The sequence below is a fragment of the Pseudomonas quebecensis genome, from assembly GCF_026410085.1.
GTDB lineage: Bacteria > Pseudomonadota > Gammaproteobacteria > Pseudomonadales > Pseudomonadaceae > Aquipseudomonas > Aquipseudomonas quebecensis.
In genome coordinates, this window is the sequence record NZ_CP112866.1 from 2,727,427 (window position 1) to 2,753,735 (window position 26,309).

The following is a 26,309-nucleotide window of genomic DNA, read 5'->3' on the forward strand; positions in this document are numbered from 1 at the left end:
GGGATTTAGAGAATCCGGTACAGCAACCGCTCGATCCGCACCCGGCTGACTCGGCGCAGAAATTTGCCGACCGCCTCGGGGTAGTCCGGCAGTGTCTGCAACTGCTGGTAACCCTCGATCCGCGTGGTGTGCTCGAAGATCTGCGCCAGCTCGGACGCACGCGGCGCCAGCCACTGGCCTTGAGGATCGTCGATCAGCAACGCGTTCTCCAGGTCGAGGCGGAATGCGCGGGGGTTGAGGTTGTTGCCGGTGAGCAAGGTGTAGCGCTCATCGACCCACATGCCCTTGAGGTGGTAAGTGTTGTCGCCATCGCGCCACAAGTGCAGGTTCAGTTGGCCGCTGTCGATCATCGGCTGATGACGCTTGGCGAAGCGGCGCAGGCTGATTTCGTACAGATAAGGCAACGCAGCGATCACCTTGAACGGCTCGCTGGTCGGGATGTAGAAGTCGTTGGCGGTCTTGTCGCCGACAATGATGTCGATCTTCACGCCACGGGCCAGGGCGCGGTTGATTTCGCGGGTCACCGGCAGCGGCAGATTGAAATAGGGCGTGCAGATGGTCAGTTGCCGTTGGGCGCCGGCGATCAGTTCCAGGATCACCCGGCTCAACGGGTTGTTCTTGCCCACGCCCAGCAGCGGGCTGACCGACAACTGCCCATTGGATAGCTGCCCCGCCGTGGTGTCATAGGCTGCGTGTTTGAGGCGACTGCGCAGGTCGCCGATGTCGTTGCGCAGGCTGCGGGTCGTCGGCGGGTTCGGCAGGTCGAGGCGATGCACCGCCTTGGACGCCACCAGCCCGTGTTCCACCAGGTGCTGCATGGAGTCGGCCAGCGGCTTGCTGTGGATCAGGTGGTAACGGTCAAACCGGTACTTATCGAATTTGTGCAGGTAGACGTTGTTCAGGCTGGCACCGCTGTACAGCACCGTGTCATCGATCACAAAGCCCTTGAGGTGCAGCACGCCGAATAGCTCACGGGTTTGCACCGGCACGCCATATACCGGCACTTCACTGTCGTGGGCCTGCGTCATGGCCTGGTACCAGGCGCTGTTGCCCGGCTGCTTGCCGGCGCCGATCAGCCCGCGCTGGGCGCGCAGCCAATCGACCACCACCACGACCTCCAGCTCCGGCCGTGCGGCTTTGGCGGCATGCAAGGCGTCGTAGATCTCCTGCCCCGCTTCGTCGTGCTGCAAGTACAGCGCAACGATGTAAATACGCCGTGTGGCCTGGGCAATGTTCTCCAGCAGGCATCGGCGAAATTCGGCAGCGCCGGACAGCACGTCAATCGCGTCGGGCGTGAGTGGGAAACCGCGCAGTTTGGGCAACAGGGAGCGTTTGAAGAACGACGGCATAAGGCTCGCAAAGGGTCGAATCCGAAGAGGCCCCGAGCTTACACCATGACGATGCTCAGGTCTCGCTGTCCCAGATGGAAAAAAACAATTGACCAAGAAGAACGATCGTTCTACTGTTCGCGGCATGAATGAAATCAATAGCAGTGAAACCCGCGACATTATTCTCGACGTCACCGAGAAGTTGATCTATCGCCACGGCATCGCCGCCACCGGTATGGATTTCCTGGTGAAAACCGCCGGTGTCTCGCGAAAAAGTATCTATCGCTACTTTGCCAACAAGGACGAACTGGTGATGGCCGCGCTGCAACGCCGCGACGCGCGGTGGCTGCAGTGGCTGCGCACGGAAGTGGAACGCCGGCCCGACAGTGGCGAGCGCCTGCTCGCCGTGTTCAGCGCGCTCAAGGCCTGGTTCGGCTCGGCCGACTTTCGCGGCTGCGCCTTTATTAATACCAGCGGCGAAACCGGCGACCCGCAAAACCCGGTCCGCCTGCTGGCCAAGGCCCACAAACAGAAACTGTTCGAGTACTTGCTTGAACTGTGTAAAGCACATGGCACCCCCGACCCCGAGCGGCAGGCCGCGCACCTGCTGATCCTGATCGATGGCGCCATTACCGTTGCCCTGGTGATGGGCGATTCAACAGCGGCCGATAATGCGCAATGCATGGCGCGAACGTTATTGGGACTGTGAACCCGCAGGCTGAGCAACTTTCGTTAAAACTAATGTAGAAGGAGTCGCAGCATGTCATCCATTGAACAACCGCGTCCGCCCCTGCCGCCGTTTACCCGCGAGTCGGCGATCGAAAAAGTGCGCCTGGCCGAAGACGGCTGGAACTCACGGGATCCGCAGCGCGTATCCCTGGCCTACACCCTCGATACCCAGTGGCGCAACCGCGCCGAATTTGCCCACAACCGCGAAGAAGCCAAGGGCTTTCTGACGCGCAAATGGGCCAAGGAACTGGAGTATCGCCTGATCAAGGAATTGTGGGCGTTTACCGATAATCGCATCGCCGTGCGTTATGCCTATGAATGGCATGACGACTCCGGCAACTGGTTCCGCTCCTACGGCAACGAGAACTGGGAGTTCGACGAGCACGGCCTGATGGCCAATCGATTTGCGTGCATCAACGACATGCCGATCAAGGAAAGTGACCGCAAGTTCCACTGGCCGCTGGGCCGTCGGCCGGACGATCATCCGGGCTTGTCGGCGCTGGGCCTGTAAGCCCGCCCCGCGCAAACAGGTGGGAGTGGGCCTGGCCCGCTCCCACGTGTGGGTGGCTCATCCTTGTCAGTCCTGATTCAAACCCACCCGGTACAACACGCCGTCATCCTCATCGGTCAGTACATACAGGTAGCCATCCGGCCCTTGTCGCACATCACGGATTCGCGCCTTCAGGCCGCCGAGCAGGCGCTCCTCGTGTACCACCTTATCGCCCTCGAACTGCAAGCGAATCAACGCCTGGCTCGCCAGGGCGCCGATAAATACGTTGTGTTGCCAAGGCTTGAAGCGATCAGCGTCATAAAACGCCATGCCGCTGATACCCGGTGATTGTTCCCACACATGGTGCGGCGCCACTGTGCCCTCCACGGTCTTGCCCTTGGCCTCAGGAATCGGCGTCAGCGAATAGTTGATACCGTGGGTCGCCAGCGGCCAGCCATAGTTCTTGCCGCGCTCGATGATATTGATTTCATCGCCGCCCCGTGGACCATGTTCGTTTTCCCACAGCGTACCGCTCCATGGGTTCAATGCCAGACCTTGCGGGTTGCGCTGACCATAGGACCAGATCTCGGGGCGTACGCCTTCCTGACCCACGAAGGGGTTGTCATCCGGCACGCGTCCGTCGGGGTAGATACGCACGATCTTGCCCTGCAGTTTGTCCAGGTCCTGGGCGGTAGGCCTGTCATTATTCTCGCCGAGGGTCACGAACAGGTAACCGTCACGATCGAACGCCAGGCGCGAGCCGAAATGATTGCCGGTGGAAAGCTTGGGCTCCTGGCGCAGGATCACAGTGAAATCGGTCAGGCCACTGAGATCGGCCGCCAGGCGCCCGCGCCCCACTGCGGTGCCCGCCTTGCCGCCCTTGCCGCCGCCCTCGGCGTAAGACAGATACACCAGGCGGTCGTGTTTGAAGTCCGGTGACAACACCACATCCAACAACCCGCCCTGCCCTTTGGCCCACACTTGCGGCACGCCGCTCAAGGGCGCCGACAGCTTGCCATTGGCACTGACGACGCGCAGGTGGCCTGGGCGCTCGGTGACCAGAAAGCCTTGGCTGTCGGGCAGGAACGCCACTGCCCACGGATGATCCAGGCCTCTGGCGATCGGCGTGGCGGTGATGCTGCCTTGCTCGCTGGGGAACTGTTGCGAATCGGCGGCCTGCACCGCCGCCAACGGCATCAGGGATGTGGCGCACAACGCGGCCAGCAGGGTTTTGCGTAGCAACATAAGACGAGTCCTTACCGGCGATTGCCGTTGGCATCATAAGTGGGGGCTTTGGGTTCGGTGGCCGGGCGAGTGGGCGCGGCCTGGCGCTGGGGGTAGCGATTGCCGATGCCGCCGTTTTCCAGGGTCGGTGTGCGTTGCGTCGGCACGGTCTGGATACCGCGGGTAACCGGCGCATTGGGCTGGGTGCCCTGCATGCTGTTGGGGTTGGCACGGTGAATCGGCCCGGTGTTGGCATCGCTGCGGCCAGGCAGGTTTTGGGCGTGGGCCAATGGCATCAGCGCCAGGCCCAAAACCAGCGTTGCAACGTGACGCATGCACCTGTTCATGAGCAAACCTCTTTGAGACGAGTCGTTCGTGCTTTCGATAGCACGCTACGCCTTGGGTTCGCCTTTGGTAATTAAATTGTTTCCGCAGAGGTGTAACACGATCTGTCCGCATATCCGCCCGGCGAAACTTTTCGCGCCGCCATCGAGTCACCCGAACACAGTTTCTTCTCAAGGAATCGCACACATGCCAAGGGCAATCTGGAAAGGCGCCATCAGTTTCGGCCTGGTTCATATCCCCGTCTCACTGGTCTCGGCTACCTCCCACCAAGGCGTCGACTTCGACTGGCTGGACAAGCGCAGCATGGACCCGGTGGGTTACAAGCGCATCAACAAGACCACCGGCAAAGAAGTGACCAAGGAGAACATCGTCAAGGGCGTGGCTTACGAAAAGGGTCGTTACGTGGTGCTCAGCGAGGATGAAATCCGCTCGGCCCACCCCAAGTCGACGCAGACCATCGAGATCATCGCATTTGTCGCCAGTGACCAGATCCCCTTGCAGAACATCGACACACCGTACTTTCTGGCCCCCGACAAACGCGGCGGCAAGGTGTACGCACTGTTGCGCGAAACCCTGAAAAAAACCGGCAAGGTGGCCCTGGCCAATGTGGTGCTGCACACCAAGCAGCACTTGGCGGCGCTGATGCCGCTGGAGTCGGCGCTGGTGCTGGTACTGCTGCGCTGGCCCGCCGAAGTGCGCGGGTTGGATGAGCTGGAGTTGGGCAGCGACGTCACCAAGCCCAGCCTGGCCAAAGGTGAACTGGACATGGCCAAACGCTTGGTGGAAGACATGACGGCCGAGTGGCAACCCGAGGAGTACCGCGACAGCTTCCAGGAAAAAATCATGGCGCTGGTGGAGAAGAAAGCCAAGGCCGGCAAGATCGAAGACGTGGAGTCCCAGGAAGGCGAAGAGGAGCGCAAGTCGGCCGATGTGATCGATCTGACCGAACTGCTCAAGCGCAGCCTGGCCGGCAAGCCGTCGGCGAAGAAACCGGCGGCGAAGAAATCCTCGAAAAAAGCCTCTTGAACCTGCCATCGCCAGGAGATCCATATGGCAAAGCCGTTGAGTGAGTACAACCGCAAACGCGACTTCCAGATCACTGCCGAACCGTCGGGCACCGAGTCAGCCGCCAAGAAACGCAAGGCGTCAGCGCTGTCGTTTGTGATCCAGAAACATGACGCCCGCCACCTCCACTATGATTTTCGCCTGGAGCTGGACGGCGTTCTCAAGAGCTGGGCCGTCCCCAAGGGCCCCAGCCTGGATCCGAGCCAGAAGCGCCTGGCGGTGCACGTCGAAGATCATCCTCTGAGCTATGGCGACTTCGAAGGCAGCATCCCCGCCGGCCAGTACGGCGCCGGGGACGTCATCGTGTGGGACCGCGGTGTCTGGCAACCCCACGACGACCCGCAACAGGCGTACGCGGGCGGCAAGCTCAAATTCACCCTGGTCGGGGAAAAACTCAGCGGCGATTGGACGCTGGTGCGTACTCGCCTCAAGGGCAGCGGCGACAAGGAACAATGGTTGCTGATCAAGGAAAAAGACCCGCAGGCGCGCCCGGCCACGGAGTACGACATTGTGCAGGCCGAACCTGACAGCGTACTCAGCACCGCCTCGATCAAACCGCCGGCGAGCGCGAAACCCAAATCCAAATCGCCCGCCAAACCCAAGGCTGGGGCGAAAAAAACGACCGCCACCCATGCCATCCCCGATCAATTCACACCTCAGTTGGCCACCCTGGTTGAGCGCGCGCCCGAAGGCGATTGGCAGTACGAAATCAAGTTCGATGGCTATCGTATCCTGGCGCGTATCCGCGATGGCGAGGTACGCCTGTTTACACGCAACGGGCATGACTGGACCGAACGGTTACCACGCCAGGCCAAGGCGCTTCAGGCGCTCAAGCTCAAGGACAGCTGGCTCGACGGTGAAGTCGTCAGCCTCAACAGCGACGGGCTGCCGGATTTCCAGGCCCTGCAGAACGCCTTTGATATCGGCCGAAGCCTGGACATCATCTATTACCTGTTCGATGCGCCATTCCTGGACGGCCAGGATCAACGCGAGGCCCCGGTAGAACAAAGGCGCGCCGCGCTCAAGGCTGCGCTGGCCGGTAGCCGAAGCAAATTGCTGCGTTTTTCCGACGCCTTCGCCGCCAACCACCGGGATATTTTCGAAAGCGCCTGCGACCTGTCGCTGGAGGGGGTCATCGGCAAACGCCTGGGCAGCCCCTACGTGTCGCGACGCAGCAACGACTGGGTCAAGCTCAAATGCCGTTTGCGCCAGGAGTTTGTGATTGTCGGTTATACCCGGCCCCAAGGTTCGCGCAGCGGCTTCGGTGCGCTGTTGCTGGCGGTCAATGACGATACCGGGCTGGTGTATGCCGGGCGTGTCGGCACCGGCTTCGACCAGGCCGCATTGAAAAACATCTACGCGCAGTTAAAAACACTGGAGCGCGACAGTTCACCGCTGCGCAAGCCTTTGACCAGTGCCCAGGCCCGTGGGGTGCACTGGGTGGAACCGAGCCTCGTCGGTGAAGTGCAGTTTGCCGAATGGACCCGTGAGGGTGTGGTACGCCAGGCAGCGTTTGTTGGAATGCGCACCGACAAACCGGCCGCTCAGATCGTGCACGAAGTGCCGCGCAAGGCCCAGTCTTCGACTGCGCCAAGCGCCGACCACGGGGTGAAGATCAGTCACCCCGACCGCGTGATAGACCCGCAAAGCGGCACGCAGAAACAGCAACTGGCGCAGTTCTACAGCAGCATCAGCCAGTGGCTGATGCCGTTCCTGCATCAGCGCCCGGTGTCACTGCTGCGCGCCCCGGAAGGTATCGAAGGCGAGCAGTTCTTTCAAAAGCATTCCGAGCGCCTGGCGATTCCACATATCAAACAGCTGGACCCGGCGCTGGACCCCGGTCACGCGCGGCTGATGGAAATCGACACGGTTCAGGCCCTGATCGGTGCCGTACAGATGGGCACCATCGAACTGCATACGTGGGGCGCGACGTGGGACAAAATCGAAACCCCGGACCTGTTCGTGCTTGACCTCGACCCGGACCCGGCGTTGCCATGGAAAGCCATGCTGGAAGCGGCTCAACTGACGTTATCGGTGCTGGATGAGCTGGGGCTCGAGGCCTTCGTCAAGACCAGCGGCGGCAAGGGCCTGCACCTGGTGGTGCCGCTGGCGCGACGCGACGGTTGGGATACGGTCAAGGCGTTCGCCAAGGCCGTGGCGCAGTTCATGACCCAGCAATTGCCCGAGCGATTCACTGCCACTTCCGGGCCGAAGAACCGTGTGGGCAAGATATTTATCGATTATCTGCGCAACGCCCGCGGGGCCAGCACCGTGGCGGCCTACTCCGTGCGTGCACGGCCAGGGCTGCCGGTGTCGGTGCCCGTCAGTCGCCAGGAGCTGAAAAATCTGCGCGGGGCACAGCAATGGACCGTCGCCAATCTGTTGCAACGCCTGCAGGGAGTGAAGGCCGATCCATGGCAAGGCTATGCCAACCGACAAAAGATCACCCGCAAGATGTGGGACAAGCTAGGCGCCCGCCCACCGCAGTGAGGGGCGCCGCCGGGCGGGTCAGATCCATATGAAAATCAGCGCGAGCGCGGCGAAGATTGCCCATTTTTCCAGGTAATAACGCGTGCGGTTGCGCTTCTTCAGTTCTTTGCCGCGCAGTCGAATCTTGTACAGCCGCGCAAAGGCGCGGTTCAACCCGCCGGTCTTGTCGCCCGCGTCATTGGGCGAGCCGGCGGCGGACATGACGGTGCGGCTGAACCAGCGGTTGAACGCGGCCGCCCAGCGATACTTCATCGGCCGCTCGATATCGCAGAACAGGATGATGCGATTGTGCGCCGTGGTGTTTTCGGCGTAGTGGATGTAAGTCTCGTCGAACATGACCGGCTCGCCATCGCGCCAATAGTAGGTTTCGCCGTCCACATTGATGTAGCAACCTGGGTCGTTGGGGGTGTCCAGACCCAGGTGATAGCGGTAGGAACCGGCATACGGATCACGATGACGCACCAGCTTGGCGCCCGGCGGCAGCTCGGCGAACATCGCCGCCTTGATCGAGCCGATGCCTTGCACCAGCTCGGTGGTGCGCGGGCACAACTTCATGGCCGAAGGGTGGCTGTCGCCGTACCACTTGAGGTAGAAACGCTTCCAGCCGGACTTGAAGAACGAGTTGAAACCCACGTCATCGTGCTGCTCGGAGCGCTTGATCTCACCGGCGCGCAGCAGGTTCTGGGCCTCCTCGCGGATTTCCCGCCAGTGTTCCTGCAAGGGGCTCAGGTCGGGAAAATCGCCGGGCGCGAGATAAGGCCGACTGGGTAATTTGGAGAACAGATAAAGAAAACAGTTGATTGGCGCCAGGAAGGTCGAGTGATCGCTGAGCTGGCGACCCAGCTTGTGTCGCACACGGCCACGCAGGTGTACATACGCGATGGAGGCAACGTAAAGAGCAACAATGATGAGTTTCAAGGGATTTCGTCACACGTCAGAAGAGAACAGGCTGCTCCTGCGTGCCCACGACGGCCGAGGATTAAATAGCAGCACCTGAAATCACAATTCACATAGTCGGCACGAGCGGATGGCTGAGCAACCGGTTCGTGACCATTGGCCGTTATTTAGCCACATTTTGTAACCAAAGGTTAACTAAGAATTGTGAAAAGCTGTCAACTGGCGGTGTTGCAAGTGCGGGCTTGCCATAGGACAAGCCCTTGCGGGAGGGGCGTTACAGCGGCAGCTCGTCGTCCTTGCGCTCACGGCGGGCGAACCGGCCGTCATCAACTTGCGCATACGGCACGGCTGACCGATGAGACTGCATGAAGTGGCGAATCAGTGCGATCAGCAAGCCCAGTACCAAGCCGCCGACCAAACTCAACGCGATGACCAGGCCCTTCTTAGGCTTGATCGGAGACAGAGGCTCCTGGGCACGGCGGTCGACGGTCACCAGCTTGAGATTGCTCATGTCGATGTTCAGGTTACGCAAGCGGGCAACCTCGGCGCGCAGCGGTTCGACGTCCTGCAGAAAGATGTCCTCATTCCCACGCTTGCGCAGCACCTCGACCTCACGGTTTGTCTCCAGCATCTGAAGTTCTTTGCCGATCTCGGCGATGCGGGGGTTGGTGAAGTCATCGCTGGTGCGTTGCTGCAAGGCCACACGCTCTGCCTCAAGGGCTTCGGTGCCAAGGAAATACAGCGGAATCTTCTGGTTGTTGACTTCGGTGCGCATGACCTGGCCGGAACCACTTCGACCGGCATCAGCCATGGAAGAAGGCGTGGTCGGCGTCCGGATACCCATGGACTTGGCGATCGCGATCGCTTCCGCCAGTTCGGCCAGGCGGTTGGTGCGCTCCATTTTCATCTGCAGACGCAAGGCGCTGAGCTCATCCTGCAACTGCGCGCGCTTGAGTCGATCGGCCTCCAGCAGCTTGGCGATCTTGGACTCTTTATCGGTTTCGTAATTGGCGCGCGCGGCGTCGATCTTACCCTTGAGCTCATTGAGACGGTTGTTGACGATCACCTTGAGGTCAGCGCCCACCTGCTCGCGCTCGGCGGCGATGGCATAGTCGACGAAACCATTGAGGATCGCCACGCCGTCGATATCCGCCGGGTACTGAAGCTCCAGACGGATATAGGTGCTCAGCGAATCGGACTTTTTCGGGTCCGGCAGGATCAGGTTGACTGAGTTACGGTTGAAGTCTTCGAAACTCTGCTCAAGGCTCTGGCCCGGTTTCTGGAACGCGGCAAACAATTGTTCATGGGATTTGAAAAACCCCAGCCGTGCGTCATAGGAATCCAGCTGAGCGCCAACCTTCGACAGCGCATCGGCTGGGGGCAGCTTGTAGACTTCGGAACGGTTCAGTGCGTCCAGTTCGTTGATCGCCGCCGGGCGCAACACACTGCTGACTTCATAGGTCTTCGGCGCCAGGAACGCATAGCCCGCTCCCAGTACGCCCGCAAGAATCGTACAACCTACTACCAGCTTTTTTTGCCGCCAAATCGAGTGAAACAGTTCAAACAGGTCAATTTCGTCTGACGAGGAAGACGTGTTAAGCGGGGAAGTTCGATTCAAAATGCAAGCCACCTTAAAATTGACACTAAAAAGCCATCTCGAAGACTCGGCCAACTCGCCGAAACACAGGGACAACGCCCTGAATCCCGCCGAACGGGCCCACCAATGGCGATCTGACCACTCAGTCCGAGGAAAAATCCCACGCAGTTTGATTTCATTTCTGTTTCAGTTAAGCGAGCCATCTTTCAGAATAAACAGACGACTGCCTTATTGTTGTCACAAGAATAGTCAAAAGATCGTTAAATAGCTGCTACTGCAAGGAAATTTCTTTCGGCGTGGCTTGCGTCGAGAATCATCCTACAGACTCTCACCACTACACTTGCCAGGCATTTATTAAAAAACCCCTGTTGATGACACTCACTGCACCAAAAAGGACTTGATATGCATCCTGATCCAGACCCGGACTTTCTTGCGCTGCAAGGCGCGTGGGAGCAAACCTCCCTTGAGGACAATGGCGTACTCAACCCTGCGGATGCCCACACTGCGCCCGGTGCGATCACGACCATCAGCGGGGATTGCTTCGAAGTGAAAACCCTCGCCGGCGATGTTTTGCTGGCCGGCCGGTTCAGCCTGAACAGCCTCACCCAGCCCAAGAGCATTACCTGGGTTGACGCCATCGGCGACGACGCCGGTAAGGCGTTACCGGCCAGCTACCGCTTGGAGGGCGATGAATTCGTATTTATAGCCGCCGACGAAAACATGCCCCGCCCGACCGTGTTCAAGACCGGCCCAGGCCAGACCATGCGCACCTTCGTACGGCGACGCTGACGCGGCAGCCACGAAACTAAAGGCAGGGGCCGCGGGTCATTAACGCAATGCGCGCTCAACCGTTGAACGCCTCCTCCCGCAGACCTTGCCGTGGCCAACCCTTCCGACTTGCGCAATACCCTGAGCCTGGACAGCCTGAATTTCTTTCTGGCGGACGTACGCGACGGCCTGGGCCCGTACCTGGCGATCTACCTGCTGGCGGTGCACAAGTGGGACCCGGCCAGCATTGGCGTAGTCATGACCCTCGCCGGGATCGCCGCCCTGCTCACCCAGGGCCCGGCAGGCGCGCTGATCGATCGCACCCGCAGCAAGCGGGCGGTGATCGCGGTGGCAGCGCTGCTGGTGACCGGCAGTTGCCTGATGCTGCCCTTCGTCAGTTCGTTCAGCCTGGTGGCCCTGACCCAGGCCGCCAGCGCAGTCGCGGCCTCGGTGTTTGCGCCGGCGATCTCGGCGATTTCCTTGGGGATCACGGGGCCGCGCGCATTTACCCGGCGCACGGGGCGCAATGAAACCTTCAATCACGCCGGCAATGCCGTGGCCGCGCTGCTGGCCGGTGGCCTGGCCTACCTGTTCGGGCCCGTGGTGGTGTTCTACCTGATGGCGTTCATGGCGGTGGCCAGCATCGTCGCGGTCAGCTGCGTCTCGGCTACCGCCATCGATCACGAAGTCGCCCGTGGCTTTGATCCGGCCCATCACAGTGACCACGAACAGCCGTCCGGCATCAGCGTGTTGCTGGCGAACCGGCCGCTGCTGCTGTTCGCCGTGTGCTGCGCCCTCTTCCATCTGGCCAATGCGGCGATGCTGCCTCTGGTCAGCCAGAAGCTGTCGCAGATCAACCTGCACATGGCTACACCGTTGACGTCGGCATGCATCGTGGCCGCGCAGTTGGTCATGGTGCCGATGGCCTGGCTGGTGGGCAGCAAAGCCGATGTATGGGGGCGTAAACCGTTACTGCTGATGGGTTTCCTGATCCTGCCGCTGCGCGGTGTGTTGTACACGTTGTCCAACGACCCTTATTGGCTGGTGGCGGTGCAGATGCTCGACGGCGTCGGCGCGGGAATCTTCGGCGCGTTGTTCCCGGTGATCGTCAAGGACCTCACCCAGGGGACCGGGCGCTTTAACGTGAGCCTTGGCGCATTGTCCACGGTATTCGGCCTGGGCGCGGCATTGAGCAACAGCCTGGCGGGCTTCGTCGTACAGCAAGCCGGCTATAACGCCGCGTTCCTGACCCTGGCCGGGGTAGCGGCCGCGGCGTTGGCGCTGCTATGGCTGGCAATGCCCGAGACGCTGGAGAAACCATCTGTAGCGCGCCATACAACTGTCGCCTGACATATGCGACAATGCGCGCCAAATTCCAACACACATCCCCCATTTTCTGCTCAGCGACCGGGTTTCGCGCCTTGATGTCGCTGTTGACGCATGCCTGGCGGCACCCGCTGCCACGCGCGCAACCCATTGATAGGTAAAGTAATTGATCTCCACAGCTAACATCACCATGCAGTTCGGCGCCAAGCCGCTTTTCGAGAACGTCTCGGTCAAGTTCGGCGCCGGCAACCGTTATGGTCTGATCGGTGCCAACGGTTGCGGCAAGTCGACCTTCATGAAAATCCTCGGTGGCGATCTCGATCCGTCCGGTGGCCAGGTCATGCTCGAGCCGAACGTGCGCCTGGGTAAATTGCGCCAGGACCAGTTCGCCTACGAAGAATTCACCGTGCTGGACACCGTGATCATGGGCCACGAGGAGCTGTGGAAGGTCAAGGCCGAACGCGACCGCATCTACTCGCTGCCGGAAATGAGCGAAGAAGACGGCATGGCCGTGGCCGAGCTGGAAACCGAATTCGCCGAGATGGACGGCTACACCGCCGAATCCCGCGCCGGTGAACTGCTGCTGGGCCTGGGTATTCCCTTGGAGCAGCACTTCGGCCCGATGAGCGAAGTGTCCCCTGGCTGGAAGCTGCGCGTGCTGCTGGCCCAGGCATTGTTCTCCGATCCTGAAGTGCTGTTGCTCGACGAACCGACCAACCACCTGGACATCAACACCATCCGCTGGCTGGAAAACATCCTGACCCAGCGCTCCAGCCTGATGATCATCATCTCTCACGACCGTCACTTCCTGAACAGCGTATGCACCCACATGGCTGACCTGGACTACGGCGAGCTGCGCCTGTTCCCGGGCAACTACGACGAATACATGACCGTGGCGACCCAGTCCCGCGAGCAACTGCTGTCGGACAACGCCAAGAAGAAAGCGCAGATCTCCGAACTGCAATCGTTCGTCAGCCGCTTTTCGGCCAACGCCTCGAAAGCCAAGCAGGCCACCTCCCGTGCCAAGGCGATCGACAAGATCCAGCTGGCCGAGGTCAAGCCGTCGAGCCGTGTGAGCCCGTTCATTCGTTTCGAACAGAACAAGAAGCTGCATCGCCAGGCGGTCATCGTCGAGCGCATGGCCAAGGGCTTCGACGGCAAGCCGCTGTTCAAGGACTTCAGCTTCCAGATCGAAGCCGGCGAGCGTGTGGCGATCATCGGCCCGAACGGTATCGGCAAGACGACCCTGCTACGCACCCTGGTCAATGAACTGACGCCGGATGCAGGCAGCATCAAGTGGACCGACGCCGCAGAGCTGGGCTACTACGCCCAGGACCACGCTCACGACTTCGAAGACGATGTCACGCTGTTCGATTGGATGGGCCAGTGGACCCAAGGCGAGCAGATGATCCGTGGCACTCTGGGTCGCATGCTGTTCTCCAACGATGAAATCCAAAAGTCCGTGAAGGTGATCTCCGGTGGCGAGCAAGGCCGCATGCTGTTCGGCAAGCTGATCCTGCAAAAGCCGAACGTGCTGATCATGGACGAACCGACCAACCACTTGGACATGGAATCCATCGAAGCGCTGAACCTGGCGCTGGAGAACTACCCGGGCACGCTGATTTTCGTCAGCCACGACCGTGAGTTCGTATCGTCCCTGGCCACTCGCATCATCGAGTTGAGCGCCAACGGTGTGATCGACTTCAGCGGCACCTATGACGACTACCTGCGCAGCCAGGGTGTGGTGTTTTAAGGGCAGCGATCAGCGGTTAGCGACAAGCGGCAAGATAGAGCCCTGTCCACTGTGACGGGGCTTTTTGCATCTGATTGAGCACTATCATTAATCGTTAGGCTGCTTCCTTTTCCCCCAGGCCCTTGCCATGATGCCCTCACCGCCCGCCAGCGAACGAGTGCCCATGCCCAACGCCGCCCCCTGCTCCCTGTCGATCACGTTGCAGATCGTCTCCATCGTGTTCTACACCTTTATCGCCTTTATCTGCATCGGCCTGCCGATCGCAGTCATCCCGGGCTATGTGCACGAGCAACTGGGTTTCAGCGCAGTGGTCGCCGGGTTGACCATCGGCTCGCAGTACTTGGCGACCTTGCTCAGCCGTCCCATGGCCGGGCGCATGTCGGACAACGTCGGCACCAAGCGCGCGATTGTGATGGGGCTGTCCGGCATTCTGGTCAGTGGCGTGCTGACATTTTTCGCGACGCTGCTGGAAAGCCTGCCCAGCTTGAGCCTGGGCATTCTGATCATCGCACGGCTGTTGCTGGGCGTGGCCCAGGGGCTGATCGGCGTGGGCACCATCAGTTGGTGCATGGGCCAGGTTGGCGTCGAGCATACGGCGCGTTCGATCTCCTGGAACGGCATCGCCTCATATGGCGCCATCGCCATTGGCGCACCGCTGGGCGTGGTAATGGTCGCCGAGTACAGCTACAACAGCTTGGGGTTGGCACTCACGGTGCTGGCGGCGTTGGGCCTGGTGCTGATCCGCAACAAGCCATCGGTGCCGGTGGTACGCGGCGAACGTCTGCCGTTCTGGGCGGTGTTCGGGCGTATCGCCCCGTTCGGCACCAGCTTGTGCCTGGCGTCCATCGGCTACGGCACCCTCACCACCTTTATCACCTTGTACTACCTCAATCGCGGCTGGGTCGGCGCGGCGTATTGCCTGACGGTGTTCGGGGTGTGCTTTATTCTCGCGCGGCTGCTGTTTATCTCAGCCATCAGCCGTTTCGGCGGCTTTCGCGCGGCGATTGCATGCATGAGCATCGAGACCCTCGGGCTGACCCTGCTGTGGCTGGCGCCCAGCACCGGCGTGGCGCTGATCGGCGCCGGGCTGACCGGGCTGGGCTTGTCGCTGGTGTACCCGGCGCTGGGTGTGGAGGCGATCAAACAAGTGCCCAACAGCAGTCGCGGCGCCGGCTTGAGTGCCTATGCGGTGTTCTTCGACCTGGCCCTGGCGATTGCCGGGCCACTGATGGGCTTTGTCGCGCTGAACCTGGGCTACGGCTGGATCTTCTTCTGCGCGGCGCTGCTGTCGGTGGCGGCGCTGGGCCTGAGCGTGCTGCTCAAGCGACGCGCTTACTGATCCGCGGTCTGCAAGCCCGCACGGCTGGGCTCGCTGAGGGTATGACTGAAAAACCGCCCGGCCTCGGAAATCAGGTCGCGATGAATGCCTTCACGGTCAACCCCGTCGGCATCGGTGCACACCGCAGGCATGGCCGCCAACTGATCGCTGTCGCACGGGGCCATGAAGACGAAGTGCCCGGCCCCGGCCAGCAATTTGAAATCCGGCGGTTCCGGCAGCTTGCGTGCCAGCGCCGCGGCATTCTTGTCCACCGCCACCAGTTTGTCGCCGTCGCCACTGTAGAGCAGCACCGGCACATGCACGTCCGCCAGGGTATGACGACCGAACATCAGGCTCAGGGGCGCCATCAGCATTAATGCGTGGATGCGAGAGTCGGCCTGGGGTTGCAGATCGTCGCGGTCCACCACCAGCTCGCCCTTGGTGGTGCAGGCGTCGCGGTCTTCGGGGCGCTCCTGGCAATAGCGGCGCAGGCGGTCGAAATCCGGCTTGGCCCCGGCCAGGATCAATGCGGTCTCGCCGCCGGCCGAGTAACCGATCACACCGACCTGGTCGACATCCACGAACGGTGACAGCATCGGGTCGCTCAATGTGGCGGTGATCGCTTCGGAAATCTGAATCGGACGCCCATACAGGTTGCTCACGGTGCCCAGGCGGCTGTGATCCTTATAGTTGTCGCCGGGGTGCAGAACCGCCACCACCACAAAGCCTTTGCGTGCCAGGGACGTCGCCAGGTCATGCAGGGCCAGCGGCGTACCGGTATTGCCGTGGGACAGCATCAGCATCGGGAAACGTCCGATGGCGATTTTGGAGTCTTCGGTAGCGGCGACATGGTACGCACCGACCTGGGTACTGTGCTCCAGACCGGTGGAGGGGTAGAACGCGATGGCCTTCATCGGCTGCAGGTCGAGCGGGTCGAGAAAACTCATGCGATGAAAACCCACACTCCAATGGGGGTGCGGTGCGGGCGCGGCCTGCACTGAAACCAGGCCGCCGAGCAGGGAAAGAACCATAACAGCACAAAGACGCATCATGGGGATGTCCACCTTTGCTGCGTGAGAACCGACATGTCGAATAAAAGTCCAGGCATTGAACCCACGCTTGCACAAGCCGGGCCACATTTTAATGACAGCGGGCAAACGAAAAAACTCCGTACTCCGATCGCGTTCAGGCGAGCAGAATACAGAGTTTAGGCGCCCGGTTTCGGATTGAAACCGAGGCGAGGGGAAATTTACACAAGCCTTACGCGGCGGCGAACAAATGTTCGTTGATGAGTACGTTGGCGTCGCTCAGGGCTTTGCTGCGCACTTCGTCACCGTAGGCCAGGCCTTCGGCGCGTACGAACTCAATGTCGGTGATGCCAAGGAAGCCCAGTACCAGCCGCAGGTAGCCTTCATGGGCCGCGCCAGAGGTTTGTCCGGCGTGCAAACCACCGGCCGTGGAGACGATGATGACTTTCTTGTCGCCGCACAGGCCTTCAGGGCCGGCTTCGGTGTAGCGGAAGGTCTGACCGGCCACCGCGATGCGGTCGATCCAGGCCTTGAGCTGGCTCGGGATGGTGAAGTTGTACATCGGCGCGCCGATCACCAGCGCGTCGGCGGCGAGGAATTCAGCCAGCGACGAAGCGCTCAGCTCGGCCTCGTGCTTTTGCGCGGCGTCGCGCAGTTCCTCGGCGGTGCCCAAGGCACCCAGGGTGGCGCCGGAGAAATGGTTGATGCCCTCGCTGGCCAGGTCGCGGTAAGTCACCTGCACGCCTGGCTCGGCGGCTTGCCACGCACGCACCACGGCGGCGCTGAGCGCACGGGAAGCCGAGTTGTCACCCAGAATGCTGGAATCGATATGCAACAGTTTCATGGCCATGCTCCAAATGAGATCAGGAATGTCGATCAGATGGTGCTAAGGCTACGCATCAAACCAATAGCCGATAAGACGCCTGAAATGCGATAGTTTGTCCCACTGACAGGACAATAGGCCACGCATGCAAGACCTGAACGATCTTTACTACTTTGCCAAAGTCGTCGAAGCCGGCGGCTTTGCCGCAGCCGGGCGGTTGCTGGGCATTCCCAAGTCGCGCCTGTCGCGGCGCATCGCCGAGCTGGAAGAGCGCCTCGGCGCACGCCTGCTGCAACGCACCACGCGGCAACTGACCCTCACCGCCGTCGGCGAACGTTACCTGCGCCACTGCCAGGCGATGCTGCTGGAAGCGGAGGCGGCCGACGAGGCCGTGGCCAGCATGTCCAGCCAGCCTCGGGGGCGCCTGCGCGTCAGTTGCCCGGTGGGGTTGGCGCAGCACATCCTGCCGGACCTGGTGGCGGGCTTTCTCGCCGCTCACCCCCAGGTGCAACTGGAGATGACCCTGGTCAACCGCCGCGTCGACCTGGTCGCCGAAGGCATCGATGTGGCCCTGCGTGTGCGCGAACTGGGCGATGAAGACCCACTGCTGGTGACCAAGCGCCTGCGCGCCGCACAGACAGCGCTGGTGGCCAGCCCGAGCTTCCTGCACGGTCGGTCGATCACCACCCTTGACGACCTCAAGCAACTGCCGATCCTCGGCGCGCTGGAGGCCGACCGCATGGTGCATCAACGCCTGCTTGACCCGCAGGGCAACGCTCACGACCTGGTGATGGAGGCGCGCCTGGGCATTGATGATTTTGTCGTGCGCAAGGCCAGCGCGATCATGGGCGTGGGCTTTACTGTGTTGCCCATGATGTACTGCGAAGAGGAGCTTGCCAGTGGCCGGCTGGTGCAATTGCTGCCGGAGTGGTCACTGCCGGGGGGCTGGCTGCAGGCGGTGTACCCGCACCGACGTGGCGTGCTGCCGGCGATTCGCGCGTGGATCGACTACCTGGAAGAAGGTTTCAAAAGCTGTGGAGATCGCCTGTTATGAGCCTGACTGAAACACAAGTCGCACATTTCTGCCTGGGCCTGCCCGGCGCGCGGGAAGATTACAAATGGGGTGGCGTGCGGGTGTTTTCGATTGCCGGCAACAAGATGTTCGCCCTGCAGAACCTGCGCGGCGACTCGCTGGCATTCAAGGTGGACCAGGACCTGTTTCTCGGCCATGTCGACCGTCCGGGTATTCACCCCGCGCCGTACCTGGCGCGCGCCCACTGGATCATCATGAATACGCCCTACCCGCTGGGCGACGATGAACTGCGCGGCCTGTTGCAACGCTCTCACCAACTGGTGGTCAGCAGGTTGCCCAAGCGCACGCAGATCGGGTTGAAGCTAGAGGATTGAGCCCAGGGTACCGCCCAGGAACAGCTGATCGAGCCAGAACACCTGGTGCAGCAGCACAATCACCCAGAACAGCACCTGGTAAGACACCTTACGCGTCTTGTGCCGGAACACTTGCTGAGCGATTAACGCGCCAGGCCAGCCGCCCGCCAGCTCGACGGCGTGCAGGACGTTTTCGGGGGTGCGCCAGCTGTCGGTGCGGGCTTTGCGTTTATCGCTCCAGTACAAGAAAAACGCCACCACGCTGACCACGCCATACGCCACCAGCGGCAACACGGTCTCGCCGCGATACCACAGCAGGCCCGCGCCCAGCAGCGGCGCCGCGCACAGCAGTACAAAGACCAGCGCCTTGAGGCGGGGATGCTGGATCGTCATGCCTTGGCGGCCGCCCAGTCGATCCAGCCGAACTGCCAGGTCGCCAGGATCAGCAGGCCGAACGCGATCCGGTACCAGGCGAACACCGCGTAGCTATGGCTGGCAATGAACTTGAGCAGGCCCTTGACCGCGATCATCGCGAAAATGAATGAGGTGACGAAGCCGATGGCGAATACCGGCAGGTCAGCCGGCTGGAACAGGTCGCGGTACTTGTAGCCCGAGTACACCGCCGCGCCCACCATGGTCGGCATGGCCAGGAAGAACGAAAACTCGGTGGCGGTCTTGCGCGACAGGCCGAACAACAGGCCGCCGATAATGGTTGCGCCGGAGCGCGAGGTGCCGGGAATCATCGCCAGGCACTGGGCAAACCCCACCTTCAGTGCATCCTTCCAGGTGATGTCATCCACTGTTTCGGCGTGCACTTCATGCTGGCGGCGCTCGGCCCACAGCATGATCAAACCACCCACTACCAACGCGGCGGCGACAGTGATCGGGTTGAACAGGTAATGGTGAATGGCATCGGCGAAAATCACCCCCAGCACCACCGCCGGCAAAAACGCGATCAGCAGGTTGGCGGTGAAACGCCGGGCCTTGGGTTGGGTTGGAAGGCCGGTGACCACATCGAAAATCTTGCCGCGAAACTCCCACACCACCGCGAGAATGGCGCCCAGCTGGATGATGATATTGAAAGCGTTGAAACGGTCGCCGGTGAAATCCAGCAAATCGGCCACGATGATCTGGTGGCCGGTGCTGGAGATCGGCAGGAACTCGGTGAGCCCCTCGACGACGCCCAGAATAAGTGCCTGTATGGCGGTCCAAAAATCCATGCTTCCCCCAAAGGTCATGCTTGGCGCATGCCCGGTTAGTCTTTTAATGGTTCACTGACGACGAGCGCGCTGAAGGCCCGGCGTTGACCATGGTCAATGCCGGTCTGCAAAAATTCTGTGAAAAATCAGGCAGTACTCAGGTTTTTCGATTTCAGGCCGAAAGCCTATCAGACAAGGCGTAAAAGTCGATGAAACGCCACAATTATAAAAAAGCCGGAGTGACAGGACGATGAACAGTTTGCGCAATATGTCGATCAGCCGGCGGCTTTGGCTGATCCTGATAGTCGCCGTGCTGATGCTGTTGGCTTTGGGTTTGCTGATGCTCAAGCAGATTCATGACGACCTTTACCAGGCCAAGCGCCTGCAGACCCAGCACGTGGTACAGACCGCCAGTGGGATCCTGGCGTTTTATCACGGCCTGGAAACCACCGGCGCGATGACCCGCGAAGCCGCGCAGAAACAGGCCCTCAGCGCCGTACGGGGGCTGCGCTACGACCACGACGACTATTTCTGGATCAACGACCTCACGCCCGTGATGGTGATGCACCCGGCCAACCCCAAGCTCGACGGCCAGAACCTCTCGGCCATCCGCGACCCCGACGGTTTTGCCGTGTTCAACGAATTCGTGGCCCTGGCCAAGGCCAAGGGCGCCGGTATCGTCAACTATCGTTGGCCCAAGCCTGGGGCCGAAGCGCCGGTGGCCAAGACTTCGTATATCCAATTGTTCGAACCCTGGGGCTGGATTATCGGCTCCGGTGTGTATGTGGACGACGTGCAGGCCGAGTTCAACGGGCAGGTGTGGAAAGCCTCGATGATCGGCCTGGTGATCGCGCTGGTGATGGCCCTGCTGGTGACACTGATCGCCCGCAGCATCGTGCAGCCGTTGCAGGCTGCGGTGAACGCCATGGGCAATATCGCCAGCGGCGAAAGCGACCTGACCCGCAGCCTCGACACCCACGGGCGCGACGAAGTCACTCAACTGTCCCAGCACTTCAACAGCTTTACCGCCAAGCTGCGCCAGGTGGTCAGCCAGTTGCAGGCGTGCGCCAATGCCTTGGGCCAGTCGTCCCAGGAGTTGGGCAATAACGCCAGCCAGGCCCATGACCGCAGCCAGCAGCAGTCCCAGCAGATGGAACTGGTGGCCACCGCCATCAATGAAGTCACCTATGGCGTGCAGGACGTGGCCAAGAATGCCGAACACGCCGCCAGCGAAATGCGCGACGCCCAGGCCCAGGCGCAGCAGGGCCAGGTCAATATCGATGGCAGCCTGCAACGCATCGATCAGCTCTCCACCACCATCAGCCAGGCCGTGGACGTGATCCGCACCTTGTCCAGTGAAAGCACGCAGATCGGCGGCGTATTGGAAGTGATCCGCTCCATTGCCGACCAGACCAACCTGCTGGCGCTCAACGCCGCGATTGAAGCCGCGCGCGCCGGCGAGCAAGGCCGTGGCTTCGCCGTGGTGGCCGATGAAGTGCGCCTGCTGGCCCAGCGCACACAAAAATCCACCGCCGAGATCCAGGTGATGATTGAACGCCTGCAAGGTCATTCCGAAGCGGCGGTGAAGGTCATCAGCGACAGCCACAGCGCCTCGCAACTGACCATCGAACAGGCCGGTCTGGCGGGTGAAAGCCTGAACGCGATCGGCCAGGCGCTGCGCAACCTCAACGGTCTTAATGCATCTATCGCCAGTGCGACCTTGCAACAATCCCATGTCGTGGAGGACATCAACCAGAACGTCACCCAGGCGGCCAGTCTGTCCCATAGCACCGCCCTGGCGGCGGAACAGTCGAGTGTGGCCAGTGCCCAATTGCGCGGTCTGAGTGAACAACTCGACGGGCTGCTGCGTCAGTTCAAGGTCTAGCGCTACCCGCTGCGGGAGGGACGCGCGCCCTCCCCGGCGGCCTCTGAGTGTTTTGTAGATTCCCTCCCTCTGGTTACAATCCCCGCCTCTTTTACTCTCCCAAGGAACCGCCATGTCCGGGCTTGAACTATTCGCCTTTGCGCTGGGGGTGATCGCCGTCTGGCTGACGGTCAAGCAGAACCCCTGGTGCTGGCCCATCGGGCTGGTGATGGTGCTGCTCTCCACCTGGCTGTTCTACGAGGTGAAGCTGTATTCCGACATGCTGCTGCAGGTGGTCTACGCCGCGCTGCAAGTGTATGGCTGGTGGCAATGGACCCGCGCCGGCGAAGTCAAGCAAGGCCGCCTGGTGACTCGCCTGGGCGTGCCGGCCGTCCTGGCCAGCCTGGCGCTGGGCGCGGTTGGCAGCCTGTTGCTCGGCGCGGCAATGGCGCACTGGACCGACGCCGCGCAACCCTGGCTCGACGCCGCGCTCACCGGTTTTAGCCTGGTGGCGCAGGTATGGATGGCGCAGAAACGCGTGCAATGCTGGCCGTTGTGGATTTGCGTGGATGTGATCTTTGTCGGGCTGTTCCTCTACAAAGGCATGCACCTCATTGCCGCGCTGTATGCGCTGTTCACCGTGATCGCCGTGCAAGGCTGGCGCGAGTGGCGCGCCGATCCGGCGTTGCGCACATGAAGGTGGTGGTATTGGCCGGCCCGGAATCCAGCGGCAAAAGCTGGCTGGCGGCGCAATTGCAGGCGCAGTTCGGCGGGTTGATGGTCGGCGAGTACGTGCGGTATTTCATCGACCATCACCAACGCGATACCTGCCTGGCAGACATCCCGGCCATTGCCCGCGGCCAATTGGCCTGGGAAGACGCCGCCCGCGCCGAGCGCCCGGATCTGCTGATCCTCGACACCCACCTGCTGACCAACCGGCTATGGAGCCAGACCTTGTTCGGCGACTGTCCCGCCTGGCTTGAAGATGAGCTGCTGGCCCGTCACTACGACCTGCATCTGTTGCTGTCGCCCGACGATGTGGAATGGACCGCCGACGGCCAGCGCTGCCAGCCTTGCCTGGCGGACCGCCAGGCGTTTTTCCAGGCGGGCCTGGACTGGCTGCACCAGCATCAACAGCCCACCGTGGTGATCGGCGGCGATTGGGAGGAACGCCGGCAAGCGGCGTTCGCGGCGGTGGGAAAACTGCTCAACCAGCCTCTGTAACAGCGAACACGCCGACAGAGGCTGGGCGTGGATCAGTAGCCCAAGGACAACCCGGTATTACGACGCGGGTCATTGGCCCCATAGAACCGGTTGTTGCCCACCGGCTTGCCGCCCAGCGAAGGCGCGCCCACCAGGATCGCCGCCAAGTGGTTGGCGTCCTGCGGACCTGCGAACTTATGGCCCCAGCTCTCGAGGATTTTCTGGGTATCCGGGCTCACCGCAAACGTCTCCAGGTTGGTCGTCTCGGGCATCCACTGTTGGTGGAAGCGCGGCGCGTCCACCGCTTCCTGGATATTCATTTTGTAGTCGATCACGTTGAGGATCGTCAGCAACGTCGCGGTGATGATGCGGCTGCCGCCCGGCGTGCCCACCACCATCACGGCCTTGCCATCCTTGGTCACGATGGTCGGGCTCATGGATGACAGCGGCGCCTTGCCCGGTGCGATCGCATTGGCTTCGCCCTGCACCAGACCGTACATGTTCGGCACGCCGACCTTGACGGTGAAATCGTCCATTTCGTCATTGAGAATGACACCGGTCTTGCTTGCCATCACGCCGGCACCGAACCAGTCGTTAAGGGTGTAAGTGACCGAGACCGCATTGCCCCACTTGTCGACGATGGAATAGTGGGTGGTGTTATTGCCTTCATGGGGCGCCACACCGGGCTTGATCGCCTGGGAGTCGCCAGCCTTTTGCGGCTCGATGGCGGCGCGCAGCTTGGCGGCGTAGTCCTTGTCCAGCAGATGGTCGATGGGGTTTTGTACGAAATCCGGATCGCCCAGGTAGCTGTTGCGGTCCACGTAGGCGTGACGCATCGCTTCGATCTGGTAGTGCAGGCCCTGGGCCGAGTGGTAGCCCAGGTCGGCCATCGGGTAGCCTTCGAGGATGTTCATGATCTGGCAGATCACCACCCCACCGGAGCTGGGTGGCGGCGCCGAGACCACGTGGTAGCCGCGATAGTCGCATTCGATGGGCGCCAGTTCGCGGGTCTTGTACTTGTCCAGGTCGGCCTGGGTGATGATGCCCTTGCCGGCCTGGCTGGAATCCACCAATGCCTTGGCGACCCAGCCTTTATAGAAACCGTCGCTGCCTCTGGCGGAGATTTCCTTGAGGGTCCTGGCCAGGTCTTTCTGCACCAGTTTCTGACCGACCTGCAGCGGCTGGCCGTTATGCAGGAAGATCCCGCGCAGGTCTTTGTCTTTTGCGAACTCGCCGGTGGCGGTGTGCAGCAGGTCAATATCGCCTTGCTCCAGGGCGAAGCCGTTTTCCGCCAGTTTGATCGCCGGGGCAATGACCTGGGCACGCTTGAGGGTGCCATATTTGCTCAAGGCCAACTCCATGCCGGAGACCGTACCAGGTACGCCGACCGCCAAATGGCCTTTGGCGCTCAGGCCCTCCACGACATTGCCGTCCTTGTCCAGGTACATATCGGCGGTGGCCGCCAGCGGCGCTTTTTCGCGGAAATCGAGGAAGGTCTTGCGGCCGTCGGCCAGTTGCACGGTCATGAAACCGCCGCCGCCCAGGTTGCCGGCGGCCGGGTACACCACCGCCAGCGCATAGCCCACGGCCACCGCCGCATCCACTGCGTTACCGCCGGCTTTAAGCACATCCACGCCCACGTGGGTGGCCAGATGCTGGGCCGTGACCACCATGCCGTTTTCACCGGCCACCGGGGCCTGGGACGCGGCGTGCACGCCGCTGACCGTCAACACCAGGGCAGTGGCAATCAATGTGCGGCTGAAGGGTTGGTATTTCATCCATGGCTACTCGGGTGATTGAGATGCACCAAAATAGCCCGACTCAGATCCCAGCCCCAGCGCAATGGCGTTTTTATTACAGAACTTGTCGGTCACGGGACGAAGCCATCAATATGCCTGCATCTTGCAAAGCGCGGCCCCGCTGCTGGCATCTGGCAGTTATCCCGTTAGAATCAGCTCCCCTGCCCTTTGAGACGAGCCGCCCATGAGCTTTGATTTCGACACGATCCACTCCCGCCTCGGCACCGGCAGCACCAAGTGGAGCCGTTACCCGGAAGACGTGTTGCCGATGTGGATCGCCGACATGGACATCGCCGCGCCGCCGGCGGTGCTGCAAGCCCTGCGCGAGCGTCTCGACCAGCAGATCCTCGGCTACAGCGTGGCCGGCCCGCAGGTGCGCCAGGCCATCGTCGACGAATTGTGGGCCAAGTACGCCTGGCGCGTGCTGCCCGAAGAACTGCTGTTCCTGCCCGGCGTCGAACCTGGCTTCAATATGGCGCTGCACGCCTTTGTGCAGCCCGGCCAAGCGGTGGTGTTGCAAACCCCCAACTACCGGCCGATTCGTCTGGCGCCGGGCCACTGGAACCTGCCACGCATCGAAGTGCCGTTTGCATTCGAAAACGGTGAATACCTGACCCCGTTGCCCGCGATGCGTCAGGCACTGAATGGCGCGGGAGCGCTGCTGCTGAGCAACCCGCACAACCCCATCGGCAAAGTATTCCCACGCGAAGAACTGCTGGCCGTGGCGAACGCCTGCCTGGACAACGGTGCATTGATCATCAGCGACGAAATCCACGCCGAACTGTGCTTCGATGGCCGCCGCCACATCCCTACCGCCAGCTTGAGCCCGGCCATCGCACAGCGCACGATTACGCTGATGTCGGCGAGCAAGGCCTATAACGTCGCGGGCCTGAAAACCTGCTTTGCGGTGATCCAGAACGCCGAGATCCGCGAGCGTTTCAACAACGCGCGCTGCGGCATGGTCGACAGCGTCAGCCCCTTGGGCCTGGAAGCGACCCGCGCCGCTTACAGCCAATGCGGCGAGTGGCTCGACGCGCTGCTCGCGTACCTGCAGGCCAACCGCGACTATCTGATGACGGCGGTGCGCAGCCGCTTACCCGGCGTGGTGATGCATGCGCCGCAAGGTACCTTCCTGGCCTGGCTGGATTGCAGCGCTCTGGGCCTGGAAGATCCGCAGCAATTCTTCCTGGAACAGGCTAAGGTCGGTTTGAGCGCAGGCATTGAGTTTGGTGATGACAGCCAACAATTCGTGCGCCTGAATTTCGGCTGCCCACGGGCGATGCTGGAAGAAGGCCTGCAACGCATGGAGCGGGCGCTGCGCGAACGCTGAGAAACGAACCGTGGGAGCGCCGCTCCCACGGTCGGGCCGTCTAGAGTTTGGCGATGGACACTTCGGTGGACTTCACAAAGGCAATCACTTCACTGCCCACTTTCAATTCCAGGTCGCGCACCGAGCGGGTGGTGATGACCGAGGTGACAATACCGGACGCGGTCTGCACGTCGATTTCCGACACCACCTCCCCTAACAGGATTTCCTTGATCACACCCTTGAACTGGTTGCGCACGTTGATCGCTTTGATGGTCATGTCGGCTTTCCTGATGGCTGTTGGGTAATCCGCACGAATGCGCAGGGTCCCAACATGCGCCACGCCTTGATATATGAAAAGGAATAAATAA

General features: G+C 61.4%; 24 protein-coding genes and 2 pseudogenes. 15 read left to right on the forward strand and 11 right to left on the reverse strand.

Annotated elements, in window-relative coordinates; translation table 11 throughout:
* Nucleotides 1–5: 5 nt before the first annotated feature.
* On the reverse strand, nt 6–1,349 hold the full coding sequence (gene pssA, locus OSC50_RS12835) for a CDP-diacylglycerol--serine O-phosphatidyltransferase (protein WP_253507205.1): 1,344 nt from the start codon (nt 1,347–1,349) through the stop codon (nt 6–8).
* A gap of 124 nt (nt 1,350–1,473) precedes the next feature.
* Here pssA and OSC50_RS12840 point away from each other — a divergent pair, with 124 nt between their 5' ends.
* Both OSC50_RS12840 and OSC50_RS12845 read left to right on the forward strand, forming a co-directional pair.
* A complete protein-coding gene (locus OSC50_RS12840) occupies nt 1,474–2,037 on the forward strand; it encodes a TetR/AcrR family transcriptional regulator (RefSeq protein ID WP_181079778.1) in 564 nt (187 codons plus the stop codon).
* A gap of 51 nt (nt 2,038–2,088) precedes the next feature.
* Nucleotides 2,089–2,568 (forward strand): nuclear transport factor 2 family protein, encoded by a 480-nt coding sequence (locus OSC50_RS12845; protein ID WP_181079701.1) that lies wholly within the window; start codon nt 2,089–2,091, stop codon nt 2,566–2,568.
* A 66-nt stretch (nt 2,569–2,634) separates the two neighbouring features.
* On the opposite strand, the gene OSC50_RS12850 is transcribed toward OSC50_RS12845, so the two are convergent.
* Nucleotides 2,635–3,792: a PQQ-dependent sugar dehydrogenase gene (locus OSC50_RS12850; protein WP_266249119.1), complete on the reverse strand. Its 1,158-nt coding sequence runs from the start codon at nt 3,790–3,792 to the stop codon at nt 2,635–2,637.
* An 11-nt stretch (nt 3,793–3,803) separates the two neighbouring features.
* On the reverse strand, nt 3,804–4,118 hold the full coding sequence (locus OSC50_RS12855) for a hypothetical protein (protein ID WP_181079699.1): 315 nt from the start codon (nt 4,116–4,118) through the stop codon (nt 3,804–3,806).
* Nucleotides 4,119–4,302: 184 nt separating this feature from the next.
* On the opposite strand from OSC50_RS12855, the gene ku reads away from it, so the two are divergent.
* Together ku and ligD are read left to right on the forward strand one after the other, a co-directional pair.
* Complete coding sequence (ku, locus tag OSC50_RS12860) at nt 4,303–5,142, forward strand: non-homologous end joining protein Ku (protein WP_181079698.1); 840 nt, start codon at nt 4,303–4,305, stop codon at nt 5,140–5,142.
* Between the two features lie 24 nt (nt 5,143–5,166).
* Nucleotides 5,167–7,671 carry a DNA ligase D gene (ligD, locus tag OSC50_RS12865; protein ID WP_266249118.1) on the forward strand — a complete coding sequence of 835 codons (2,505 nt, stop codon included), beginning with the start codon at nt 5,167–5,169 and terminating at the stop codon, nt 7,669–7,671.
* Between the two features lie 18 nt (nt 7,672–7,689).
* Here the strand turns inward: ligD and lpxO are convergent, their stop codons facing one another.
* Together lpxO and OSC50_RS12875 are read right to left on the reverse strand one after the other, a co-directional pair.
* Nucleotides 7,690–8,589: a lipid A hydroxylase LpxO gene (gene lpxO / locus OSC50_RS12870; protein ID WP_181079696.1), complete on the reverse strand. Its 900-nt coding sequence runs from the start codon at nt 8,587–8,589 to the stop codon at nt 7,690–7,692.
* Between the two features lie 253 nt (nt 8,590–8,842).
* Nucleotides 8,843–10,186, reverse strand: a complete 1,344-nt coding sequence (locus tag OSC50_RS12875; protein WP_181079695.1) for a Wzz/FepE/Etk N-terminal domain-containing protein — start codon at nt 10,184–10,186, stop codon at nt 8,843–8,845.
* 381 nt (nt 10,187–10,567) lie between these two features.
* Between OSC50_RS12875 and OSC50_RS12880 the strand changes: the two genes are divergently transcribed.
* From OSC50_RS12880 to OSC50_RS12895, 4 genes are all read left to right on the forward strand, one after another.
* Nucleotides 10,568–10,954 (forward strand): TIGR03067 domain-containing protein, encoded by a 387-nt coding sequence (locus tag OSC50_RS12880; protein ID WP_181079694.1) that lies wholly within the window; start codon nt 10,568–10,570, stop codon nt 10,952–10,954.
* 90 nt (nt 10,955–11,044) lie between these two features.
* The gene (locus OSC50_RS12885; protein ID WP_181079693.1) at nt 11,045–12,283 is read left to right on the forward strand and encodes an MFS transporter; all 1,239 of its coding nucleotides are present in this window, start codon (nt 11,045–11,047) and stop codon (nt 12,281–12,283) included.
* A gap of 142 nt (nt 12,284–12,425) precedes the next feature.
* Nucleotides 12,426–14,012, forward strand: coding sequence for an ABC-F family ATPase (locus tag OSC50_RS12890; RefSeq protein ID WP_181079692.1), 1,587 nt, complete (start codon nt 12,426–12,428; stop codon nt 14,010–14,012).
* Nucleotides 14,013–14,175: 163 nt separating this feature from the next.
* On the forward strand, nt 14,176–15,351 hold the full coding sequence (locus OSC50_RS12895; RefSeq protein WP_266249114.1) for an MFS transporter: 1,176 nt from the start codon (nt 14,176–14,178) through the stop codon (nt 15,349–15,351).
* Here the strand turns inward: OSC50_RS12895 and OSC50_RS12900 are convergent.
* On the reverse strand, nt 15,345–16,382 hold the full coding sequence (locus OSC50_RS12900; RefSeq protein WP_266249112.1) for an alpha/beta hydrolase family protein: 1,038 nt from the start codon (nt 16,380–16,382) through the stop codon (nt 15,345–15,347). The genes OSC50_RS12895 and OSC50_RS12900 overlap by 7 nt on opposite strands.
* Before the next feature lie 208 nt (nt 16,383–16,590).
* On the reverse strand, nt 16,591–17,202 hold the full coding sequence (locus OSC50_RS12905; protein ID WP_266249110.1) for an FMN-dependent NADH-azoreductase: 612 nt from the start codon (nt 17,200–17,202) through the stop codon (nt 16,591–16,593).
* 124 nt (nt 17,203–17,326) lie between these two features.
* Between OSC50_RS12905 and OSC50_RS12910 the strand changes: the two genes are divergently transcribed.
* Entirely contained in the window at nt 17,327–18,235 is a 909-nt protein-coding gene (locus OSC50_RS12910; RefSeq protein WP_181079688.1) for a LysR substrate-binding domain-containing protein, read from the forward strand.
* Nucleotides 18,232–18,588 carry an MmcQ/YjbR family DNA-binding protein gene (locus OSC50_RS12915; RefSeq protein ID WP_181079687.1) on the forward strand — a complete coding sequence of 119 codons (357 nt, stop codon included), beginning with the start codon at nt 18,232–18,234 and terminating at the stop codon, nt 18,586–18,588. The genes OSC50_RS12910 and OSC50_RS12915 overlap by 4 nt, the downstream gene beginning before the upstream one ends.
* On the opposite strand, the gene OSC50_RS12920 is transcribed toward OSC50_RS12915, so the two are convergent.
* Together OSC50_RS12920 and OSC50_RS12925 are read right to left on the reverse strand one after the other, a co-directional pair.
* Nucleotides 18,577–18,960, reverse strand: a complete 384-nt coding sequence (locus OSC50_RS12920) for a DUF1294 domain-containing protein (RefSeq protein ID WP_253507185.1) — start codon at nt 18,958–18,960, stop codon at nt 18,577–18,579. The two genes, OSC50_RS12915 and OSC50_RS12920, sit on opposite strands and share 12 nt — an antisense overlap.
* Nucleotides 18,957–19,787 (reverse strand): undecaprenyl-diphosphate phosphatase, encoded by an 831-nt coding sequence (locus tag OSC50_RS12925; RefSeq protein WP_181079685.1) that lies wholly within the window; start codon nt 19,785–19,787, stop codon nt 18,957–18,959. The genes OSC50_RS12920 and OSC50_RS12925 overlap by 4 nt, the downstream gene beginning before the upstream one ends.
* A 319-nt stretch (nt 19,788–20,106) precedes the next feature.
* Between OSC50_RS12925 and OSC50_RS26200 the strand changes: the two are divergent.
* The 4 genes and pseudogenes from OSC50_RS26200 to OSC50_RS12940 all read left to right on the forward strand — a co-directional run.
* Nucleotides 20,107–20,796, forward strand: a pseudogene (locus tag OSC50_RS26200) (cache domain-containing protein); the annotation flags it as partial.
* Nucleotides 20,797–21,063: 267 nt separating this feature from the next.
* Nucleotides 21,064–21,651: pseudogene (locus tag OSC50_RS26205) on the forward strand (methyl-accepting chemotaxis protein); the annotation flags it as partial.
* A 112-nt stretch (nt 21,652–21,763) separates the two neighbouring features.
* Nucleotides 21,764–22,327 carry a nicotinamide riboside transporter PnuC gene (gene pnuC / locus OSC50_RS12935; RefSeq protein ID WP_181079683.1) on the forward strand — a complete coding sequence of 188 codons (564 nt, stop codon included), beginning with the start codon at nt 21,764–21,766 and terminating at the stop codon, nt 22,325–22,327.
* The gene (locus OSC50_RS12940; protein ID WP_181079682.1) at nt 22,324–22,854 is read left to right on the forward strand and encodes an AAA family ATPase; all 531 of its coding nucleotides are present in this window, start codon (nt 22,324–22,326) and stop codon (nt 22,852–22,854) included. Before pnuC ends, OSC50_RS12940 begins: the two co-directional genes overlap by 4 nt.
* 32 nt (nt 22,855–22,886) lie before the next feature.
* Here OSC50_RS12940 and ggt read toward each other — a convergent pair whose 3' ends face one another.
* Entirely contained in the window at nt 22,887–24,611 is a 1,725-nt protein-coding gene (gene ggt, locus OSC50_RS12945; protein WP_266249105.1) for a gamma-glutamyltransferase, read from the reverse strand.
* A 205-nt stretch (nt 24,612–24,816) separates the two neighbouring features.
* On the opposite strand from ggt, the gene OSC50_RS12950 reads away from it, so the two are divergent.
* Entirely contained in the window at nt 24,817–25,962 is a 1,146-nt protein-coding gene (locus OSC50_RS12950; protein ID WP_266249103.1) for a MalY/PatB family protein, read from the forward strand.
* Nucleotides 25,963–26,002: 40 nt separating this feature from the next.
* Here OSC50_RS12950 and OSC50_RS12955 read toward each other — a convergent pair whose 3' ends face one another.
* Nucleotides 26,003–26,218 carry a TOBE domain-containing protein gene (locus tag OSC50_RS12955; RefSeq protein ID WP_003173733.1) on the reverse strand — a complete coding sequence of 72 codons (216 nt, stop codon included), beginning with the start codon at nt 26,216–26,218 and terminating at the stop codon, nt 26,003–26,005.
* Nucleotides 26,219–26,309: the final 91 nt, after the last annotated feature.

Bases quoted from the DNA above. Each gene is read 5' to 3' on its own strand.
- OSC50_RS12900 (WP_266249112.1), bottom strand. From the start codon at position 16,382: ATGATGCGTCTTTGTGCTGTTATGGTTCTTTCCCTGCTCGGCGGCCTG.
- OSC50_RS12850 (WP_266249119.1), bottom strand. From the start codon at position 3,792: ATGTTGCTACGCAAAACCCTGCTGGCCGCGTTGTGCGCCACATCCCTG.
- OSC50_RS12920 (WP_253507185.1), bottom strand. From the start codon at position 18,960: ATGACGATCCAGCATCCCCGCCTCAAGGCGCTGGTCTTTGTACTGCTG.
- OSC50_RS12880 (WP_181079694.1), top strand. From the start codon at position 10,568: ATGCATCCTGATCCAGACCCGGACTTTCTTGCGCTGCAAGGCGCGTGG.
- OSC50_RS12855 (WP_181079699.1), bottom strand. From the start codon at position 4,118: ATGAACAGGTGCATGCGTCACGTTGCAACGCTGGTTTTGGGCCTGGCG.
- OSC50_RS12905 (WP_266249110.1), bottom strand. From the start codon at position 17,202: ATGAAACTGTTGCATATCGATTCCAGCATTCTGGGTGACAACTCGGCT.
- ggt (WP_266249105.1), bottom strand. From the start codon at position 24,611: ATGAAATACCAACCCTTCAGCCGCACATTGATTGCCACTGCCCTGGTG.
- OSC50_RS12910 (WP_181079688.1), top strand. From the start codon at position 17,327: ATGCAAGACCTGAACGATCTTTACTACTTTGCCAAAGTCGTCGAAGCC.
- OSC50_RS12940 (WP_181079682.1), top strand. From the start codon at position 22,324: ATGAAGGTGGTGGTATTGGCCGGCCCGGAATCCAGCGGCAAAAGCTGG.
- ligD (WP_266249118.1), top strand. From the start codon at position 5,167: ATGGCAAAGCCGTTGAGTGAGTACAACCGCAAACGCGACTTCCAGATC.
- OSC50_RS12950 (WP_266249103.1), top strand. From the start codon at position 24,817: ATGAGCTTTGATTTCGACACGATCCACTCCCGCCTCGGCACCGGCAGC.
- OSC50_RS12895 (WP_266249114.1), top strand. From the start codon at position 14,176: ATGCCCAACGCCGCCCCCTGCTCCCTGTCGATCACGTTGCAGATCGTC.
- OSC50_RS12925 (WP_181079685.1), bottom strand. From the start codon at position 19,787: ATGGATTTTTGGACCGCCATACAGGCACTTATTCTGGGCGTCGTCGAG.
- OSC50_RS12955 (WP_003173733.1), bottom strand. From the start codon at position 26,218: ATGACCATCAAAGCGATCAACGTGCGCAACCAGTTCAAGGGTGTGATC.
- OSC50_RS12840 (WP_181079778.1), top strand. From the start codon at position 1,474: ATGAATGAAATCAATAGCAGTGAAACCCGCGACATTATTCTCGACGTC.
- OSC50_RS12915 (WP_181079687.1), top strand. From the start codon at position 18,232: ATGAGCCTGACTGAAACACAAGTCGCACATTTCTGCCTGGGCCTGCCC.
- pssA (WP_253507205.1), bottom strand. From the start codon at position 1,349: ATGCCGTCGTTCTTCAAACGCTCCCTGTTGCCCAAACTGCGCGGTTTC.
- OSC50_RS12845 (WP_181079701.1), top strand. From the start codon at position 2,089: ATGTCATCCATTGAACAACCGCGTCCGCCCCTGCCGCCGTTTACCCGC.
- pnuC (WP_181079683.1), top strand. From the start codon at position 21,764: ATGTCCGGGCTTGAACTATTCGCCTTTGCGCTGGGGGTGATCGCCGTC.
- ku (WP_181079698.1), top strand. From the start codon at position 4,303: ATGCCAAGGGCAATCTGGAAAGGCGCCATCAGTTTCGGCCTGGTTCAT.